This window comes from Ferruginibacter sp., from assembly GCF_031391665.1.
Lineage (GTDB): Bacteria > Bacteroidota > Bacteroidia > Chitinophagales > Chitinophagaceae > Ferruginibacter.
In genome coordinates this window covers 1-18498 of sequence record NZ_JANMUN010000164.1, presented here as the reverse complement: position 1 = coordinate 18498, position 18498 = coordinate 1, and the positions used below count along the sequence as shown (strand labels likewise).

The 18498-nt window shown below is 36.7% G+C and carries 12 protein-coding genes; 6 read left to right on the top strand and 6 right to left on the bottom strand.

The window, feature by feature from the left end:
• The first annotated feature begins 75 nt into the window (after positions 1–75).
• Together ACY651_RS12230 and ACY651_RS12225 are read left to right on the top strand one after the other, a co-directional pair.
• Positions 76–1008 (top strand): ABC transporter ATP-binding protein, encoded by a 933-nt coding sequence (locus tag ACY651_RS12230; protein ID WP_462253108.1) that lies wholly within the window; start codon positions 76–78, stop codon positions 1006–1008.
• 58 nt (positions 1009–1066) lie between these two features.
• A complete protein-coding gene (locus ACY651_RS12225; RefSeq protein ID WP_462253106.1) occupies positions 1067–2338 on the top strand; it encodes an ABC transporter permease in 1272 nt (423 codons plus the stop codon).
• A gap of 67 nt (positions 2339–2405) precedes the next feature.
• Here ACY651_RS12225 and ACY651_RS12220 read toward each other — a convergent pair whose 3' ends face one another.
• From ACY651_RS12220 to ACY651_RS12205, 4 genes are all read right to left on the bottom strand, one after another.
• Positions 2406–3485, bottom strand: coding sequence for a hypothetical protein (locus ACY651_RS12220; protein ID WP_462253104.1), 1080 nt, complete (start codon positions 3483–3485; stop codon positions 2406–2408).
• Positions 3486–3510: 25 nt separating this feature from the next.
• Positions 3511–5940, bottom strand: a complete 2430-nt coding sequence (locus tag ACY651_RS12215) for an SLBB domain-containing protein (RefSeq protein WP_462253103.1) — start codon at positions 5938–5940, stop codon at positions 3511–3513.
• 46 nt (positions 5941–5986) lie between these two features.
• A complete protein-coding gene (locus ACY651_RS12210; RefSeq protein WP_462253102.1) occupies positions 5987–6925 on the bottom strand; it encodes an NAD(P)H-dependent flavin oxidoreductase in 939 nt (312 codons plus the stop codon).
• Positions 6926–7045: 120 nt separating this feature from the next.
• Entirely contained in the window at positions 7046–8053 is a 1008-nt protein-coding gene (locus ACY651_RS12205; RefSeq protein WP_462253100.1) for a sugar phosphate nucleotidyltransferase, read from the bottom strand.
• 221 nt (positions 8054–8274) lie between these two features.
• Between ACY651_RS12205 and ACY651_RS12200 the strand changes: the two genes are divergently transcribed.
• Both ACY651_RS12200 and ACY651_RS12195 read left to right on the top strand, forming a co-directional pair.
• Positions 8275–9555 carry a serine hydroxymethyltransferase gene (locus ACY651_RS12200; RefSeq protein ID WP_462253098.1) on the top strand — a complete coding sequence of 427 codons (1281 nt, stop codon included), beginning with the start codon at positions 8275–8277 and terminating at the stop codon, positions 9553–9555.
• A 16-nt stretch (positions 9556–9571) separates the two neighbouring features.
• Positions 9572–9982 (top strand): DUF4293 domain-containing protein, encoded by a 411-nt coding sequence (locus ACY651_RS12195; protein WP_462253096.1) that lies wholly within the window; start codon positions 9572–9574, stop codon positions 9980–9982.
• A 76-nt stretch (positions 9983–10058) separates the two neighbouring features.
• Here ACY651_RS12195 and ACY651_RS12190 read toward each other — a convergent pair whose 3' ends face one another.
• Both ACY651_RS12190 and uvrA read right to left on the bottom strand, forming a co-directional pair.
• Entirely contained in the window at positions 10059–12308 is a 2250-nt protein-coding gene (locus ACY651_RS12190) for a beta strand repeat-containing protein (protein ID WP_462253094.1), read from the bottom strand.
• A 451-nt stretch (positions 12309–12759) separates the two neighbouring features.
• Positions 12760–15561: an excinuclease ABC subunit UvrA gene (gene uvrA / locus ACY651_RS12185; RefSeq protein WP_462253092.1), complete on the bottom strand. Its 2802-nt coding sequence runs from the start codon at positions 15559–15561 to the stop codon at positions 12760–12762.
• Between the two features lie 357 nt (positions 15562–15918).
• Here uvrA and ACY651_RS12180 point away from each other — a divergent pair, with 357 nt between their 5' ends.
• Positions 15919–16500, top strand: coding sequence for an RNA polymerase sigma factor (locus ACY651_RS12180; RefSeq protein WP_462253090.1), 582 nt, complete (start codon positions 15919–15921; stop codon positions 16498–16500).
• A 249-nt stretch (positions 16501–16749) separates the two neighbouring features.
• The gene (locus tag ACY651_RS12175; protein ID WP_462253088.1) at positions 16750–18498 is read left to right on the top strand and encodes a GMC oxidoreductase; all 1749 of its coding nucleotides are present in this window, start codon (positions 16750–16752) and stop codon (positions 18496–18498) included.

Genomic DNA, 18498 nt, shown 5'->3' with positions numbered 1-18498 from the left:
ATTCATAAAATAACTACGGATAATAAAATTTGCAAGCTGTTATTTTACATAATTATTTTCTTTAACCCATAACTAATGAACATTCTAGAACTGCACAACCTGAAAAAATATTTTGCCACCCAAAAAGCAGTGGACGATATCAGTATGACCATTCCCAAAGGGAGTATTTTTGGATTACTTGGCCCTAACGGTGCCGGTAAAACCACTTTAATAAGAATGATCACAGGGATTTTTTATCCCGATTCCGGTGATATTATTTTAAAAGGAAAAAAGTTTGATCCCGAAAATGATGCCAAATACATTGGTTACATGCCCGAAGAAAGGGGCTTGTATAAAAAGATGAAGATTGGCGAACAGGCTTTATACCTTGCCCGGCTTAAGGGATTAGGTAAAGATGATGCCATGCATAAAATTAAAGATTGGTTTGTGCGGCTGGAGATGGAAAGCTGGTGGAATAAAAAAGTAGAAGACTTGAGTAAGGGGATGGGACAAAAATTACAATTTGTAATTACCGTTTTACACGAACCTGATTTAATTATTTTAGATGAGCCCTTCAGTGGCCTCGACCCTATTAATGCCAATCTTATAAAAGATGAAATTTACAGGCTGGCGCAAAAAGGTACTACCATAATATTCAGCACACACCGCATGGAACAGGTGGAAGAAATTTGTAACAATATTGTGCTGGTAAATAAAGGAAAGAAAATTTTAGATGGTACAGTACAAAATGTAAAACAAGATTTTAAAGAGAACCTTTTCAGTATCCAATTAGAAAACATTCCTGAAATTGTAAATAGTAATACATTTGAAATTATTAATACAAATAAGAAGGAACTTATTGTAAAAATTAACGAAGGTTTTAAAGCCAATGATGTATTGGGCTATTTTATCAATAGCGGAAGCAGTATTGTTTCTTTTAAAGAAATACTCCCTTCACTGAATGATATTTTTATAAAATTAGTAGAAGGCACACCAACTGCAAGACAATTTCAAACAATGGATAATTGATAATTTTTACTTTGTCTTTTTTCGCTTAACCCTTTTTACACTTTTCAACTTATAAAAAATGAACAAAATTTTATTAATCATACAAAGAGAATTTTTAACCCGTGTTAGAAAAAAAACTTTCATCATTGGTACCATTCTTTTTCCGCTTTTATATTTGGCTTTAATTTTTGGCACAAGCTATATTGCTGATAAAACAAGAGAAGATTTAAGGATTGCATTAATTGATCAATCTGGTTTATTTAAGCAGGAGTTAATTAATACAGTAAATGGCAACGATACAAGCAATACCATACAATTAGTGGCTGCAAGTATTGAAGTAATAAAGGAAAGTTTCGACTCGTTGGGATACGACGGCTATGTAATAATTCCAGAAACATTTAAATGGCAGACTGGTACAGACAGCCTTTTAGTAAATACAAAAAAATCTTTTGGCATTGGAGCAATAAATCCGGTTGAGAAAAAAATTAACCGCATCTGGAACAAAATAAAGCGTGACAGCCTAGGCATCGACTCGGTAAAAGAAGCCGTGTTAAGTAAAAGCATAGATTTAAAATTGAATAATGAAAAAAACAAAAATGCCAACGCAGGTATTGCCACTACTATTGGTTATGTGTGTGGTTTTTTAATGTATCTTATTTTATTGCTTTACGGCAGCCAGGTAATGATGGGTGTAACTGAGGAAAAAACAAGCCGCATTGCAGAAGTGGTAGTATCTTCTGTAAAACCTTTTCAATTAATGATCGGCAAAATTGTTGGTATTGGCATGGTAGCTTTAACGCAGTTTCTGATCTGGATCGCCTGCATTTTTATAATTTATAATGTTACTAAAACAACAGGAAGTGGAGGCGCTGCATCAGCTATGGTAGGCAAAATTCAGGAAGTATTTACCAGCGTAAATATTCCTTTGGTGGTAGGATGTTTTATTTTTTATTTACTGGCAGGTTTCTTTTTCTATTCTTCTTTGTACGCAGCAATTGGCAGTGCTATTAATGAAGATATGAGAGAAGCACAATCATTAAGTTTCCCCATAACCATGCTTATCATTTTTTCTATTGCATTAATGACGCCTGCAATATCCAACCCCAGCAGCTCGGTTGCGGTTTGGGCAAGCATTATACCATTCAGTTCTCCAATAGTAATGATGGCACGTATTCCTTTTGGTGTACCTAACACTGTACCATGGTGGCAGTTGGGTTTATCAATGGCATCACTTATTGCAGGCTTTATGTTTACCACCTGGTTTGCTGCAAGAATTTACCGTACCGGTATTTTAATGTATGGTAAAAAACCCAGCTGGAAGGAAATGATAAAATGGGCTTTTAGAAAATAATATCAACAAAATAAAAATCCCTGTCTGTATTTTACAAACAGGGATTTTTTATAGAAAACAAAATGATTTATACTTTTAAAACCTCTGGCTGCTCTTTTAATTGTTCTTTTAATTGTTCTTTAGGTTTTGCAGCTTTTTCTATTGCCCTGTTCAATTCTTCACCAAGATATTTATTTATAATTTTCCAGCTTACGGCAACAATGCCAATAAATATACCCAGTAACAAACCTACAATCGCATAAATTTTTGTTGATTTACGGCCTGCATCATACGGGCCTTCCGGTCTATCTAATGCTTCTATAATAGGAGTTTCTTTTTGCAATTTATATGCAGCTGCTTCACGGTTATTTACTGCATAATAATATTGCGATTGTACGGTTTGCTTATCCTGCAAAAGATTAACTTTAGGTAAACTAAACCGCTTTAATTGTTCATCGGTAAAAAAAGTTGTTTCATCCTGCCGGATCAGGGCTTTATCCAGTGCATTCAAAACCCTGCGTAAAGAGTCTGCCTTATTAACCGCAAATTCAAAATCAATTTGTGCTTTTTTCTTTTTTAAATCAATATAAAATTCAGAAAGCTTATCTATAAAAAGGTAACTCACTTCCTTTACAATATCGGGGTTACTGTTACTGTAATTTAATTCAAGAATACCATTCTTATTAATTTTAGCTGCAAAGCCCCCTTTTAGCATGTTGCTGGCAACATTAATCATTGTGGCACTATCCAATTTTTTAATTTCAATTTCTTCGTTTTGTATAAAGCCAATATGCTTATTATTTTCTTCAATTAATAAACGGGCTATATTTTTATTTTTTAATGAAGGAACTCTTGTAGCTTTAGCTTCTGCTACTGCCTCTCTTGTCCTTCGGCTGGCAGCTAATTCAACAATATTAATAGAAGCTTCGCCGCTAAACGATTTTGGCGCATCTGACAAACCCAAAATATTACTTATTGTGCTGGAAGAAATATTATTATCGTTTGAGCTGTTTAATGGAAACACGGTAGATTTAGAAGTATAAATCATCACACTCTGCCTTGCCATAAAATAGAATAGTGCGCCAAATGCAATTGCAATAAGGGCAATTAACCAACTGAATTTTCGCAGCCGCTTTATAATTTGTTTTATAAGTTCTATGTTATTCATTTGAATATTTATTGGGTTATTGCAATTAAAGGCCTCCTACAACTTTGGCAACTAATACACCTGTTACAATGGTTACTATAGATAACCCTGCCTGTTTAATTATATCACCTACCTGACTGCCCTCAGCTTTTTCAGGCACATTTACTGTACTGCCCTCTGCAACTTTTGGATAAAAATGTATAAAGAAAAAGTTTTTTGTCCGCCTGCTTTTTCCATTGGCGTATTGTACATATACTCGGCTTTTCCAGGGGCGCCTGCCATATCCACCTGCCTTATCGATATAATACAATAAGTTAGTGTGCTCTTTATCAAAAGTTAATTTTAATGGCGATTGCACACTTCCTTTTACATTTACAAAAGGATTTATTTCCGGCACAAAAACGATATCTCCTTCCTGTAATACAATATCAAACTTGGAATTTTTATTTTTCATAGCCCTGAAAAGATCAATACTTACCGGCTCTTGCGATACCTCATTTAAACTAGTTTGAGCAGAGTCTAAAATTATGCCACCTAAAGAATCGGTTAAAGAATTTACTTTACTCGTTACGTTCTCTCTAAAATATTGTGTTTTTTTCCTGTATAAAATTGCCCCTTCCAGATCTGCATTTTCTTTTATCCCTCCTGCCCTTTCTATGTAAGATGATAACCGTTCGTATTTGTCAAGACGTGGATAAGGACCTGGATATTTTATCAACCCATTTATTTGCACCAGTTGCTGCAATTCGAAGGTGGGGTTTTTTCTAACATACACCTGATCGAAAGGTTTTAAAATAATTCCTGCAGAGGCACTATCAATATCTAAATTAGGAGAAACTTTTATCTGCTTTAAAATAACTCTTGTTGGTGTTTGCTCCCTTTTAGCTGAATCAATGTCAAGCACACTCGATATTTCAATTCTTCCAAACTCGGCAGATTGTTTTAAGCCGCCTGATAAATACAACAGATCCTGTAAGGTCATTCCCCCATATTTATTTATCCTGCCTTCTTTTCTTACTTCGCCAAATATTTCCACATACTGCCTGTCGTAAAAATTGTTAGTATTAAATAACAATATCTGATCGTTGGCAAAAATTTCTACATTATACAGGCTGGCATCATTATCAGTTTTAGTTATGTCACTTAAATCTACTTCCAGTTTATTCGATTTTATATTGGTACTATCGCCGCCGCCTCTAAAAACATAGGCTCTTGGCAAATAAGTATTACGTGTAATACCTCCTGCCCTGTTAATAACATCAAATAATTTATCTCCTTTTCGTATTTCGTACTGGCCTGGATAAGATACTTCACCTTTTATTTCCACTTTATTTATTAATCCCGGGTTTACGGCAATTACTTTTACAATATCACCATCCACCAAAGGAAAATCTTCGTTTTTATAAATTTCAAGATTTGTGGGGTTTATAATTGCAGTAGTATTTACATCCTTTATTATTTGTTTTTCCAGTTCAGTTCTAAAAACTTTTACACCACTTGAAAAGGCATCTTTTTGCAAGCCGCCGCTGTATTTCAAAAGCGCTTTCATGCCTTCGTCTTTTTTTAACTGGTAAAACATGGGCCTTTTAAATTTGCCCTCTGCTTTTACCTTTTTTTCTACAGATTGTAAAATAACAAAGTCGTTATTTTCAAGGTAAATATGTTTGCCAAAATCGCCGGTGGTTAAATATTTATATACATCCAGTGCGTCAATAACCCTTCCGTTTCTTTTAATTAATATATCCCTCAGGTTGGCAAATTCTGTTGGTCCACCTGCTAACGCAATTATATTAAATGCATTGGTAAAAGCAGAAACGGTAACAGGCCCCTGTGAATTTACTTCTCCAGCAACGTTTACAGAAATTGTTCGGGGCTGGCCTAACGATACGGTGATGTTTGTAGAAGCTGGAACATAAGATTTAAAACGTTGTGTTATTAAAGAACGTACCTGCTCAAAGGTTAAACCCTGCAAATATATTTTTCCCAGCCCTGTAGGAAAAATGGAGCCATCCCTTGCCACTGTGTAATCAAAAGTAGCTTCGGCGCCATTCCACAGCGATACAATTATCTGGTCGTACACACCTATGGGATAATCTAACGGAGGCGTTGATAAATCAGTGATTGATGCTACAGCGCCACCTCTAAATAGCTGCATGCCATACGTTTGTTCGGTTACATTAGCCGATTGTGGTGTAGCTTCCCTAACCAGGCTGTCTCTGTCAATTCTGTTATTAAGTGCCTTATTTTTATCAGTACCAATTGATGAACTTCCTGCATTTTTATCGGCTAAAATTTGGTTTAATTGCCCAGGAGACATTGTTGTTGTACTGGGTAAAGATGGTAAACCTGTTGGATTACTTGGGTCGCCTATAGGCGGTTGTGCCTGGGCATTACTTAGTAAAACAATAAAAAATAAGCAAGATATTAGAGATAGCTTTTTTATATACTTAGTTACCGTTCCTGAGTTTACTAACATTTCTTGGGGATTGATTTTCAAAAATTTTGATGGCAAAGATAATATTTTATTTTAGTGGCTGCCTTAATAAGAATTCGAACTCATTCCATATTTCTTCTACTATTGCTGCAGCCGGTTGTATTGATTTAATAATAGCGCTTACCTGCCCTATTTCAAGCTCTCCTTCTTCTAAATTTCCTTCAAACATTCCATTTTTTGCCCTGCCTCTTCCTAATAATTCTTTTAGCTCTTCTGCCGATGCACATTGCTGTTCTGCTGTTTGCACCCGGTTAAAAAAAATATTCTTCATTAATCTTACCGGTGTTAATTGTTTTAACGATAACATCGTATCGCCTTCTGCGGAATGTATAACGGCTTCTTTAAAATTAATATGAGAAGATGCTTCCTCACTGGCAACAAAACGGCTTCCTATTTGAACGGCTGCTGCACCCAGCACCATTGACGCTAACATTTGCCTTCCGGTTGCAATACCACCTGCGGCTATAACAGGAATATTTACTGCTGCACAAACTGCCGGTACCAGTACCATTGTTGTAGTTTCCTCCCTTCCATTATGCCCGCCAGCTTCAAAACCTTCGGCTACAACTGCATCGCAACCTGCCTCCTGTGCCTTTAGTGCAAACTTGCTGCTGCTTATTACATGCACTACTTTAATGCCTTTTTCTTTTAAAGTTGTTGTCCATGTTTTAGGGTTACCTGCTGATGTAAAAACAATGGGTACTTTTTCTTCAATAATAATGTCAATATGTTTATCAATATCCGGATAAAGCAAGGGTACATTAACTCCATAAGGTTTATCCGTTGCCGCTTTACATTTTTTTATATGTTCCTTTAATACTTCCGGGTACATGCTTCCGCTTCCTATCAACCCTAACCCTCCTGCATTACTTACAGCACTTGCAAGGCGCCAGCCGCTGGCCCATATCATTCCTGCCTGAATAATGGGATATTTGATATTAAAAAGTTGTGTTACCCTGTTGTTCATATTTTAAAACACTTTTGCACTCTTTCAAAAGCAGAAAATAGAAAGTACTTTGAAACGCAAAGTAAAAGGATTTATTTTATAAAACCAAGATTTTTTTAATTTGAAAGATATGGGATTGGGTTAATTTCTGCTGCCACCGCCAAGGTCAATTGCAGTATTATCGCCAATATTTAAGCTGCGGCTTACACCTTTTACTTCTGCATCGCTGCCAATAAGTGAAGTGTTTAGTACAATTTCAAAAAGATTGGAATAAGCGCCAATAATAGAGTCTTTAATTATTGCATGGCTCAGTTTAGAATTTTCGCCAATGGCTACATTGGGGCCAATTACCGAATTCTTAATATCGCAACCTTCACCAATACTTACGGGTGGTATTATTATAGTATTTTCAAAAGAATGTTTTTCAGCAATGTTTCCGCCAAATTTTTTTAGCAGGGTTGCATTCGATTCCAGCAGTGTTTCTTTTTTACCGCAATCAAACCAGTTCTGCACTTTAAACGGTTGAAACTTTACACCGTTTTGTATCATACATTCTAATGCATCGGTTAAATTAAATTCATCGTAACTTTTAATATCCGCTGCAATTATTTTTTCAATGCAGGAAAATAAAAAACCAGTTTCTTTAATTTTATAAACCCCTACCAATGCCATATTACTTTTTGGTATGGCGGGTTTTTCCACCACACGGCTTATAAAACCATCTTCTTCTATTTCAGCTACGCCAAAATTGCGTGGGTCATCCACTTTTTTTACACCTAACATTGAGTAGGGTGTATTAAGTATTTCTTTTACGTCGTATTCAGCAATGGTATCTCCCAGCACAACTAAAATTTCATCATCGCCTATAATTTCTTTGGTAAGATTAATAGCATGGCCGGTACCATGCCGTTCATTCTGATTTACAAAATGGCAATTTAAATGAGGGTATTTTTCTTTTACGTAATCCTGAATTTTTTCTCCCAGGTATCCTATAATAAATACAAAATCTTTTATCCCTGCTTCCTGCAGCTGATCTACAATAATACTGAGAATGGTTTTTCCTGCAAGAGGAATCAACGCTTTAGGTTGTGTGTATGTATGCGGACGAAGTTTAGTGCCTGCGCCTGCAACCGGAATAATGGCCTTCATGCTTTGAATATTTGAGAAGCGTCTTTTTTTAAAAGGATGTGAAATTAGTGATTTTTTAATAAGGTGGTGTATTTTTTACACAGGTCATGTTAAGATGGGTAACCAACCTTATGAATTCTCATTATTTTTTAAACTTAAGTTACAAAGGTTGGTAACCCTTACTATGGATTTTAGGTTTCATAAAAACTTGCATTTATCTTTGCCCCTCAAAATTTTAATACATGCAAAGAGATACCGTAATTTTTGACCTGATCGATAAAGAATTAGAAAGACAGCGCCACGGCATTGAGTTGATTGCCTCCGAAAATTTCACCAGTTTGCAGGTAATGCAGGCCATGGGAACTTCCCTTACTAATAAATATGCCGAAGGTTACCCCGGCCGCAGGTATTATGGTGGTTGCGAAATTGTGGACCAAGTAGAGCAATTGGCTATTGATCGTTTAAAACAAATTTTTAATTGCGAATATGCCAATGTACAACCGCACAGCGGCGCACAGGCCAATGCGGCTTTATTATTAGCCATTCTGCAGCCCGGCGATAAAATATTAGGACTGGATTTAAGCATGGGTGGACATTTAACGCATGGTTCACCGGTAAACTTTTCAGGTAAATTATACCAGCCGCATTTTTATGGTGTAAAAAAAGATACTGGCTTAATAGATTATGAAATGCTGGAAGAAAAAGCCCGTGCAGAAAAACCAAAAGTTATTATTTGCGGAGCAAGTGCTTACAGCCGTGATATTGATTATGCAAGAATTAGGAAAGTGGCCGACGAGGTAGGTGCTTTTGTTTGGTGCGATATGGCACACCCTGCCGGTTTAATTGCAAAAGGTTTATTAAATTCTCCGTTTGAGCACTGCCAGTTTGTAACCAGCACTACCCATAAAACTTTACGTGGCCCCCGTGGTGGTGTTATCTTAATGAAAAAAGATTTTGAAAACCCTTTTGGTTTAAAAGATGTAAAAGGTAATGTGCGGATGATGAGTAATTTACTGGATATGGCTGTTTTTCCCGGCACACAGGGCGGACCGCTAGAGCATGTAATTGCTGCAAAAGCAATTGCCTTTGGAGAAATACTTACTGATGAATTTACCGTGTATGCCAAACAGGTAATTGCAAACGCACAGGCCATGGCAAAAGCATTTAATTCAAAAGATTACCAGTTGATTAGTGGCGGAACCGACAATCATTTAATGCTGATTGATTTAAGAAATAAAAACATCAGCGGGAAAAAAGCAGAACAGGTTTTAGGCAAAGCAGACATTACTGTAAATAAAAACATGGTGCCTTACGATGATAAAAGTGCTTTTGTAACAAGCGGTATTCGTGTTGGCGTACCTGCTATTACCACCAGGGGAATGAAGGAAGAACACATGCAAGTTGTTGTTGATTTTATTGATAAAGCTTTAATGAATGCTGATGATGAAGCCATTTTATTAGCTGTTGCCAAAGATGTAAAAGCATTTATGCAGCAGTTTTCTCTATACCCTGAATTAGGATAATTAAAAAATATTTTTTATGATACAACGCATTCAATCTGTATGGCTGCTGCTTGCTGCAGCCTGTGCTTTTCTTTCCATTAAGCTGCCTTATTACAGTGGCACAAATGCAAAAGCTGTTGCATCTTACGAATTAAATGGCAACGAAAATTTGTTATTACTCTGCACAACTATCATTACAGGCGCTTTGGCTTTTATTACAATTTTTTTATTTAAAAAAAGAACTTTACAACTGCGTTTATGTGTACTGGGCATTTTGCTTGAAGCTTTAGTAATTTTTTTATACTATCGTGAAGCAGCTACTTTTACACAAGGCACTTACTCTTTATGGGCAATACTGCACAGTTTGATTGTTATCTTTTTTATGCTGGCTGCAAGGGCAATTAATAAAGATGAAAAATTAATTAAAGACAGCAACAGGCTGAGATAATCTCCACAAAACATTCATCAATAAAAAAGCGCCTCTGTTACGAGACGCTTTTGGTTTTTATAGATTGATGTGTATGTTATTGTTTCACAAATTTGATGGAGTTGGTCTGTCCATCGCTAAATACGCCTCTTACTACATATGTACCTTTTGATAAATTGCTAATCTCAAGATTTACTATACTTGTTCCGCTCTGTAACTGAACAGCATTTCTGTAAACCACTTTTCCTTCAAGCGATACTATGGCCAGTTGTACTTTATCTTTTTTAACTGTGGTTATACTTAATTGTGCTGTATTGCTTACAGGGTTAGGCAACAAACCTGCTAAACGCATATCTTTTACCTGGCTGCCTACTTTTATTATTAATGTATAGCTGATCTTTCCGTTATTATCAATAGCTTTTATACGGTAATAGGCAAGGGCAGATACATTACTGTTATCATCATAACTAAAAGGCTGTGCACAACGGGCCTGTGTGGCCGTAATGGAATTGATAGTGGTAAAGTTTACGCCATCTGAAGAACGCTCAATTTCAAAAGTTGCTTCGGTGCTGCTGCATGCTGCACTCCAGTTTAAAGTATTTACGCCGTTACCTTTGGCTGCATTAAAGTAATTAACTTTTATTGCCAATGGCGCTCCGCCTGCGTTTATCGTACCTACTGCAAAAGGAGAAAAGGTGGTAACGTTAGTGTTAGTGGCAGTGTTAGCTACATTGTTACCTGATCCCACAGCTGTTCCCCAAAGCGGACCATCATAATGCGCTATACCAATCAAAGGATTTGGATTTGCTGAAAAAGCTGTTCCTTCCAAAGCTGCAGGCCATCCTAATGTCATACTCACTGCTAATGGTGCAGTAGGTGTACCGGTACCGTTGTAATTTATTGTCCAAACTGCATCTACGCATTTATCCTTTTGGGCAGGAGTAAATGCCGTACCATTGGGTAAACCATTTGCAGTAATGCCGTTAAAAGCAGATACACTAAAACTGTTGTTTGCAACAGTGTTGGCAGAGTTAAGTGTTACGGGTAAATAACTTGTACCGTTACCAACAGGGAATAAATATGCAGTAGAAACAGGAATACTATTTACTCTTATTAAACCTGTATTTGCACCAGAAACTGCTGAACGTATATGTTTTGTTACACTAAAAGGTGTACCACCAATAACAGTACCGCCAGAAAGAATTAAATTAGGTGTTGCTGCAGCGGGAATAGTTAAGATACCATTAGTTAATGTTAAAGTACCGCCGATTGTACGGGCAGCATTTAATAATGTAACTCCGTTTATATTATCTATTATAAGATTAAATGGCCCGGCTGCAGCTGGGAATTCAATTGCTGTTGCAGTTTGTACCGATGAACCTGCATATTCCAGCGTAGAGGCTGCACCGTAAGTTGGTGCATTTGTAATTGCGGCTGCAGTTCCCTGAATAGAAAGCTTAGCATTAACTGTTGTAGCTGTTGGAATAGTTTTATTACCACTGTTAGAAAGGGTAAGATTAATATAAGTAGCGGCCCTAATGGTTTGCCCTCCTCCCTCATAATCTACAGTAGAACCTGCACCGAGAGTAAAAGTTCCGTTTGTGGCACTAATACTATTTCCAAGATTAAGTGTACCGGCACCTGTTACAGAAAGAGTATTTTCACCTGCAGCACCATTCATAGTTACAGCACCTGTTACAGTTGCTGAACCTGTTGAAACAGAAAAAACACAATCTGTGTTTGCATTAGCTGTATTAGCCATTGTTAAAGTACCTGTTATAGATGCTGTTCCCGCATTTACTGCCCATTGATTTGTAAAATTATTTCCAGGTGTAATGATTGAAACATTACCTGTTACATTTACAGTTGAACCAGCACCCTGATTAATTTCGCTTGCAATTGGTGCAGTTGTACCATCATTTCCAATAGTAACATTACCACCAACTGTTAATGTACCGCCTGCGGCCATATTAATAGTTCCTTCTCTTGAGTTAGAACCTGATGTTCCAACTGTTACATTTCCTGATACCGTTAAAGTGCCAGTGGCAGCAAAAGTTAATGTACCAGTACTACCAGTTGTAAACGTAACATTTAATGTGGTGCAAAAAGCTGAAAACCCAGCTGGAATTGTAACAATATCGTTGCCTTCAATGTTTACAATGTCACCAGCCACAGGAAATACACCTGCGCCAACAGCAGCGCCGCCACTGGTTAATGACCAGGTTGTATTAGTATTCCAGTTGCCCGTAGCAATTGAAAAATAGGTTGCAGCATTTGCAACAGATGCAGTAATAATGAGCAGAAAAGCAATTGCAATTTGTTTTGAGTTAAGCCAAAATTTTTTCATGTTGTCCATTTTTTAATTTTAAATAAATAAAGTTTGATAAGCCTTGGTTTAAAGCAAAGGGAATGGACGGTATATTCTTTTGGTATGGATTAGGGTATGAAAATTAATTTTAGCTGTTAAATTCTAACAATAAAAATTAATTTTAAAATATTACAAACAAACAACTTAAAATAAGTTGATAATTTAAAACAGCATGAAACAGACAGTTAGTTTTTTTGGGGATTGGAAGAGAATTGCTTAGGGAAAACCAGTGTAAAATTAAAAGAAACAAATGTACGGATAAACTAATTTACCTGTATGAAATTGCCGATTTCTGTGATGGGATACAAACGAAAAAAGTGAGAGTAAAATAATTAGGGTACTTACTTTCTGATGTAAAAATAGATATTTGATCTTAATTACACAAAATTATTTTAAAAATATTTTTCTTTTAATTAATAAGAGTTGAAAATTAGCAATACTGTGCAGTAAAACTTTTTTTATTCTTTTTTAAATCAACGGGACTGCCGGCAAAAACTAAACTTCCACCTGTATCACCTGCTTCGGGGCCAAGGTCAATTACCCAATCAGCACTTTTAATTACATCGGTATTATGTTCTATTACCACTATTGAATGGCCCTGTTCTATCAACGCATTAAAGGATGCCAGTAATTTTTTTATATCATTAAAATGAAGGCCCGTTGTGGGCTCATCAAAAATAAATAGAATATTACCCTGCGATTTTCCTTTACCCAGGAAGGATGCCAGCTTTACTCTTTGTGCTTCTCCACCGCTTAGCGTATCCGAAGATTGCCCCAGTTTTACATAGCCCAAACCCACATTACTTAAAGGTTTTATTTTATTTGCAACAGAAGGTTCTTCAATAAAAAAATCTATTGCGTCATCTACGCTCATTTCCAATACTTCGTAAATATTTTTATGTTTGTAAGTTACTTCCAGCACTTCTTCTTTAAAACGTTTGCCGCCACATACATCGCAGGTTAAATGCACATCTGCCAAAAATTGCATTTCAATTGTTTGCTCGCCTTCGCCTTTACAGGCATCACATCTGCCCCCATCTACATTAAAAGAAAAATGTTTGGGTTGAAAACCCCTCATCTTACTCAATGGTTGGCTGCTGTATAAATCTCTTATTTCATCGTACGCTTTTATATAAGTAACCGGATTGCTACGTGATGATTTGCCAATAGGATTTTGATCTACCATTTCTATTTGCGAAATAGTATCCATATCACCAGAAATATTTTTATACAATCCTGCCTTATCACCAAACTCCCCTTTTAATTTTTGTAAAGCCGGGTACAAAATTTGTTTAACCAAAGTAGTTTTACCGCTTCCGCTTACACCACTTACCACACACAAAACATTTAATGGAAATTCAACTGTAATATTTTTTAAATTATTTTGCCTGGCACCTTCAATTTTTATCGAGCGGTTCCATTTGCGGATATTTTTTGGCGGTTCAATTTTTAAAATGCCTGATAAATATTTTCCGGTCAGGCTTTGGGGATTAGCAACTATTTCATCATAATTTCCTTCGGCAATTACTTCGCCGCCTAAATGGCTAGCTAATGGTCCCATGTCAATTATATGATCTGCTTCTCTCATCATCATTTCATCATGCTCTACCACAACAACAGTATTACCTAAATCTCTTAATTCTTTTAAAACTTTTATCAGCCTTTCTGTATCCCTGCTGTGCAAACCAATTGAAGGTTCATCTAAAATATATAAAGAGTTAGTGAGATTGCTACCTAAACTTCTTGTTAATTGAATGCGCTGGCTTTCGCCGCCGCTTAAACTGTTTGCCAAACGGTTTAAAGTAAGATACCCCAAACCAACATCCATTAATGTTTTTATACGGTGATGAATTTCTATTAAAATTCTTTTGGCCACTTGCGTATCATAAGCACTCAATTTTAATTCATCAAACCAAAGCTGCAAATCTTTTACCGGCATTTCACATAACTGGCCAATATGTTTACCGCCAACTTTTACATACAATGCTTCTTTACGCAGCCGGTAACCTTTGCAATCGGTGCATAATGTTCTTCCCCGGTAGCGGCTCAATAAAACACGGTATTGTACTTTATATAAATTAGCTTCTACTTCTTTAAAAAAATCATTTATCCCATTTACATATTGATTACCATTCCATAAATCATCCAGTTCTTTTTCATTTAAATCAATGTAAGGTTTATGTACCGGGAAGTCGATTTTTTTTGCTGCTTTAATAAAAGCCTCTTTCCATAAACCTAATTTTTCTCCTTTCCATGGCGCTACTGCTCCTTCGTACACACTTAATTGTTTATTGGGAATAATTAAATCAGGGTCGATGCCCAGTATTTGTGAGAATCCTTCGCAGGTGGGGCAGGCTCCATAAGGATTATTGAAAGAAAATAAATTAGGTACCGGTTCTTCAAAAATAATTCCGTCGGCTTCAAACTTATTAGAAAAATGTTTTTTTTGTGATCCGTTTATTTCTATAAACATATTGCCTTCGCCTTCGTAAAAAGCTGTGTTAACCGAATCGGCAATGCGGTGTTTGTCATCTTCATCAAAAGATTTTACTACAAGCCTGTCCACTAATATGAATAATGAAGAATTATTAATGGATAATTTTTTCTCTTCCAGCAGGTCTTCTATTCTTATATTTTCTTTACCATTATAAAGCCTGCTAAAACCTTTTTGCAATAAGATATTCAACTCTTCTTTAGCATCCCTGTTTTTTTGTGGCTTAAAAGGTACCAATACCAAAACTTTATCGCCTGTATTTAAACCTGCAATATATTGTACCACATCATTTACATCATCTTTCTTTACTTCTTTACCACTAACTGGTGAAATAGTTTTACCAGCCCTGGTAAATAACAACCGCAGGTAATCATAAATTTCTGTCATGCTGCCAACAGTGCTTCTTGGGGTACGTGTAATTACCTTTTGCTCTATTGCAATGGCGGGGCATAATCCTTTTATATAATCCACATCGGGCTTGTTCATGCGCTGCATAAACTGGCGGGCATAAGCACTTAAACTTTCTGCATATCTACGCTGCCCTTCGGCAAATAAAGTATCAATGGTAAGCGATGATTTACCAGAGCCTGATACACCCGTTACTACTATTAGTTTATTGCGTGGTATTACTACTGATATATTTTTTAAGTTGTGTACCCTTGCGCCTTTTATTTCTATCCCTGTTTGCTTTACAGTTGATTTAACCGCTACTAATTTTTTTATTGCTGCTGTTGCCATACTCAAATTTACTTACATTAATTGTGCTGCCTTAAATATGTGAAAATTTTCTTAAAGCTGTTTCAAAGGTAACTGGGTATAAAAATTATCTGTAGTTTTATACAGATGAAAAATTAGCTTTATTAAAATGAACACGTAAAAATACGTTTAAAATCAACGTATTTTTATCAGGTATAAAAACATTAAAAATAAAGTGAGTTTACTCATACTAATTTAATTTCTTCTTCTATTTTTACAGTCCAATATCTATAAAAGTGAAAAGCCAAAAAGCCTATTCAAAAGACTTCTACGCAATTTTCTGATTAATGTTATTGGTCCTGTAACAAAAATCCTAACACAAAAAAACTGTAGAAGTTTATGAAATGCCTTAACAATCTTACCGACCAGCAGCTTATCCATTTGTATATGGAAGGCAATGCCGATGCCCTTGCAACTATTGTAGTACGCTACAAAGACAAAATTTACACCTCCATTTATTTACTGGTAAAAGATAAGTATCTTACTGAAGACATTTTTCAGGATGTATTTATCCGTATTATCGACACTTTAAAAGGTGGCCGCTATACCGATGAAGGAAAATTTTTGCCATGGGCCATGCGTATTGCACATAACATGTGTGTAGATCATTTCCGCAAGGTAAAACGCAGCCCAACTATTAAAACCAGCGACGACAGGGACATTTTTGAAGTGTTGAACTTTAGCGAGCCCGGTGCCGATCACAAAATGATGAATGGCCAAAGCCACGACAGGGTGCGTAAAATGGTAGATATGTTACCTGAAGACCAGCGTGAAGTAATTATTTTACGTCACTATGCCGATTTAAGTTTTAAAGAAATTGCCGACCTTACTAAATGCAGCATCAATACTGCTTTAGGCCGTATGCGTTATGGTTTAATTAACCTGCGCAAGCTGATGGTGGAAAAGCAAATTGCACTATAACCTCATCCCATGAGCTATCGCTCTTTCCTTTGCAGGAACTCCTGAAGGAGAAGGAGAACAAGGAATAAAAATATTTTCTTGTACCCCCCAAATAGTAATTATAACCCTTCATTTATTGGAGGGTTTTTTTATTACAAAAAAAAACAATTTCAAATTATTGAGGGTTTAGTTTGAAAAAATTGGTCAAAAAAAATTTTATTAAAAAATATTGCTGTAAATTTTGGTCAATTACAAAATCAATTTTGCTTTATGGGAGATTTACAAATAAAAAAACAACCAAAACAATACGATGCCGTAATTGTGGGCTCAGGTGCAGGCGGCGGTATGGCTGCTTATACATTAGCCAAAGCCGGATTTAAAGTTTGCATTATTGAGGCCGGTTACATGTACGATCCGCAAAAAAATATTACGCAATTAAAAAACCCGTGGGATAGTCCACGCCGGGGCGCCAGTACCACCATAAGGCCATTTGGAGATTTTGATGCCTGCTATGGTGGCTGGAGTTTGGAAGGTGAACCTTTTACAAAAGAAACCGGAACCGACTGGATGTGGTGGCGTGCAAGAATGCTGGGCGGCAGAACCAACCATTGGGGAAGAATATCATTGCGCTTTGGCCCAAAAGATTTTAAAAGAAAAAGTATTGATGGCCTGGGTGATGACTGGCCCATTGGTTACGATGATATAAAACCTTACTACGATAAAGTGGATAAACTGATTGGTGTATTTGGTACCAACGAAGGTTTGGATAATGACCCCGATGGATTTTTTCTTCCGCCGCCAAAACCAAGGCTGCATGAACTGTTTATAAAAAATGCTGCCGGGCAATCAGGAGTAAAAGTAATTCCATCAAGGCTTTCTATTCTTACAAAAAATATAGAAAATGATGCTGAGAGAAAAGCCTGTTTTTTTTGCGGCCAGTGCGGCAGAAACTGCAGCATGGCAAAAGCAGATTTTTCGTCTCCCAATGTGTTAATTTATCCTGCCATGAAAACTGGAAATATTGATGTGGTGGCCAATGCCATGGCAAGAGAAGTGCTGACCAATAAAGACGGACTTGCAACCGGCGTTTCCTACATACTGAAAGATGACATGATGGAATACCAGGTAATGGGCAGAGTGGTGATACTGGCTGCCAGTGCCTGTGAAAGTGCAAGATTGTTACTGAACTCAAAATCGCAGCGGCACCCCAATGGTTTGGCCAACAGCAGTAATGTGGTAGGAAAATATTTACATGATTCTACAGGCGCTGCAGTAGGCGGGATTTTACCGCAATTATTCGACAGAAAAAGATATAATGAAGATGGTGTTGGCGGCATGCATATTTATTCGCCGTGGTGGTTAGATAATAAAAAATTAGATTTCCCCAGAGGTTACCATATTGAATACTGGGGCGGCATGAGTCAGCCAAGTTATGGTTTTAGCTGGGGCATCGAAAATTTAAATGGAAAACATGTAGTAAAAGGAAAACAAAAAGAAGCCGGCGGCTACGGGGCATCGTTAAAAGAAGATTACCGGCATTTTTATGGCTGTGGTGTGGGTATGGCCGGTCGTGGCGAAGCCATTCCATTAGAAAGTAATTATTGTGCTATTGACCCCCACACGGTTGATAAATTTGGTATTCCTGTTTTAAAGTTTAATGTAAAATGGAGTGAGCATGAAATAAAACAGGCCAAGCACATGAAAGAAACTTTTAAAGAAGTAATGCATAACATGGGTGCCGTAATTACCTGGGGCGGCGATGATGATGAAAATAATAATTATGGCCTTAGCAAACCCGGCGAAATTATTCATGAAGGCGGCACTGTGAGAATGGGTAATGATCCTAAAAGATCGGCATTGAATAAATACAGCCAGGCACACGATTGTAAAAATTTATTTTGTGTAGATGGCGGGCAGTTTGTAAGCCAGGCAGATAAAAATATTACGTGGACAATTTTAGCGTTGAGCATGAGAGCATCGGAGTATATAATTGATGAGATGAAGAAGAATAATTTATAA

What these genes read in the sequence shown, in the direction of transcription:
- ACY651_RS12230 (WP_462253108.1), top strand. Translation starts at nt 76, where the DNA reads ATGAACATTCTAGAACTGCACAACCTGAAAAAATATTTTGCCACCCAA.
- ACY651_RS12225 (WP_462253106.1), top strand. Translation starts at nt 1,067, where the DNA reads ATGAACAAAATTTTATTAATCATACAAAGAGAATTTTTAACCCGTGTT.
- ACY651_RS12220 (WP_462253104.1), bottom strand. Translation starts at nt 3,485, where the DNA reads ATGAATAACATAGAACTTATAAAACAAATTATAAAGCGGCTGCGAAAA.
- ACY651_RS12215 (WP_462253103.1), bottom strand. Translation starts at nt 5,940, where the DNA reads ATGTTAGTAAACTCAGGAACGGTAACTAAGTATATAAAAAAGCTATCT.
- ACY651_RS12210 (WP_462253102.1), bottom strand. Translation starts at nt 6,925, where the DNA reads ATGAACAACAGGGTAACACAACTTTTTAATATCAAATATCCCATTATT.
- ACY651_RS12205 (WP_462253100.1), bottom strand. Translation starts at nt 8,053, where the DNA reads ATGAAGGCCATTATTCCGGTTGCAGGCGCAGGCACTAAACTTCGTCCG.
- ACY651_RS12200 (WP_462253098.1), top strand. Translation starts at nt 8,275, where the DNA reads ATGCAAAGAGATACCGTAATTTTTGACCTGATCGATAAAGAATTAGAA.
- ACY651_RS12195 (WP_462253096.1), top strand. Translation starts at nt 9,572, where the DNA reads ATGATACAACGCATTCAATCTGTATGGCTGCTGCTTGCTGCAGCCTGT.
- ACY651_RS12190 (WP_462253094.1), bottom strand. Translation starts at nt 12,308, where the DNA reads ATGAAAAAATTTTGGCTTAACTCAAAACAAATTGCAATTGCTTTTCTG.
- uvrA (WP_462253092.1), bottom strand. Translation starts at nt 15,561, where the DNA reads ATGGCAACAGCAGCAATAAAAAAATTAGTAGCGGTTAAATCAACTGTA.
- ACY651_RS12180 (WP_462253090.1), top strand. Translation starts at nt 15,919, where the DNA reads ATGAAATGCCTTAACAATCTTACCGACCAGCAGCTTATCCATTTGTAT.
- ACY651_RS12175 (WP_462253088.1), top strand. Translation starts at nt 16,750, where the DNA reads ATGGGAGATTTACAAATAAAAAAACAACCAAAACAATACGATGCCGTA.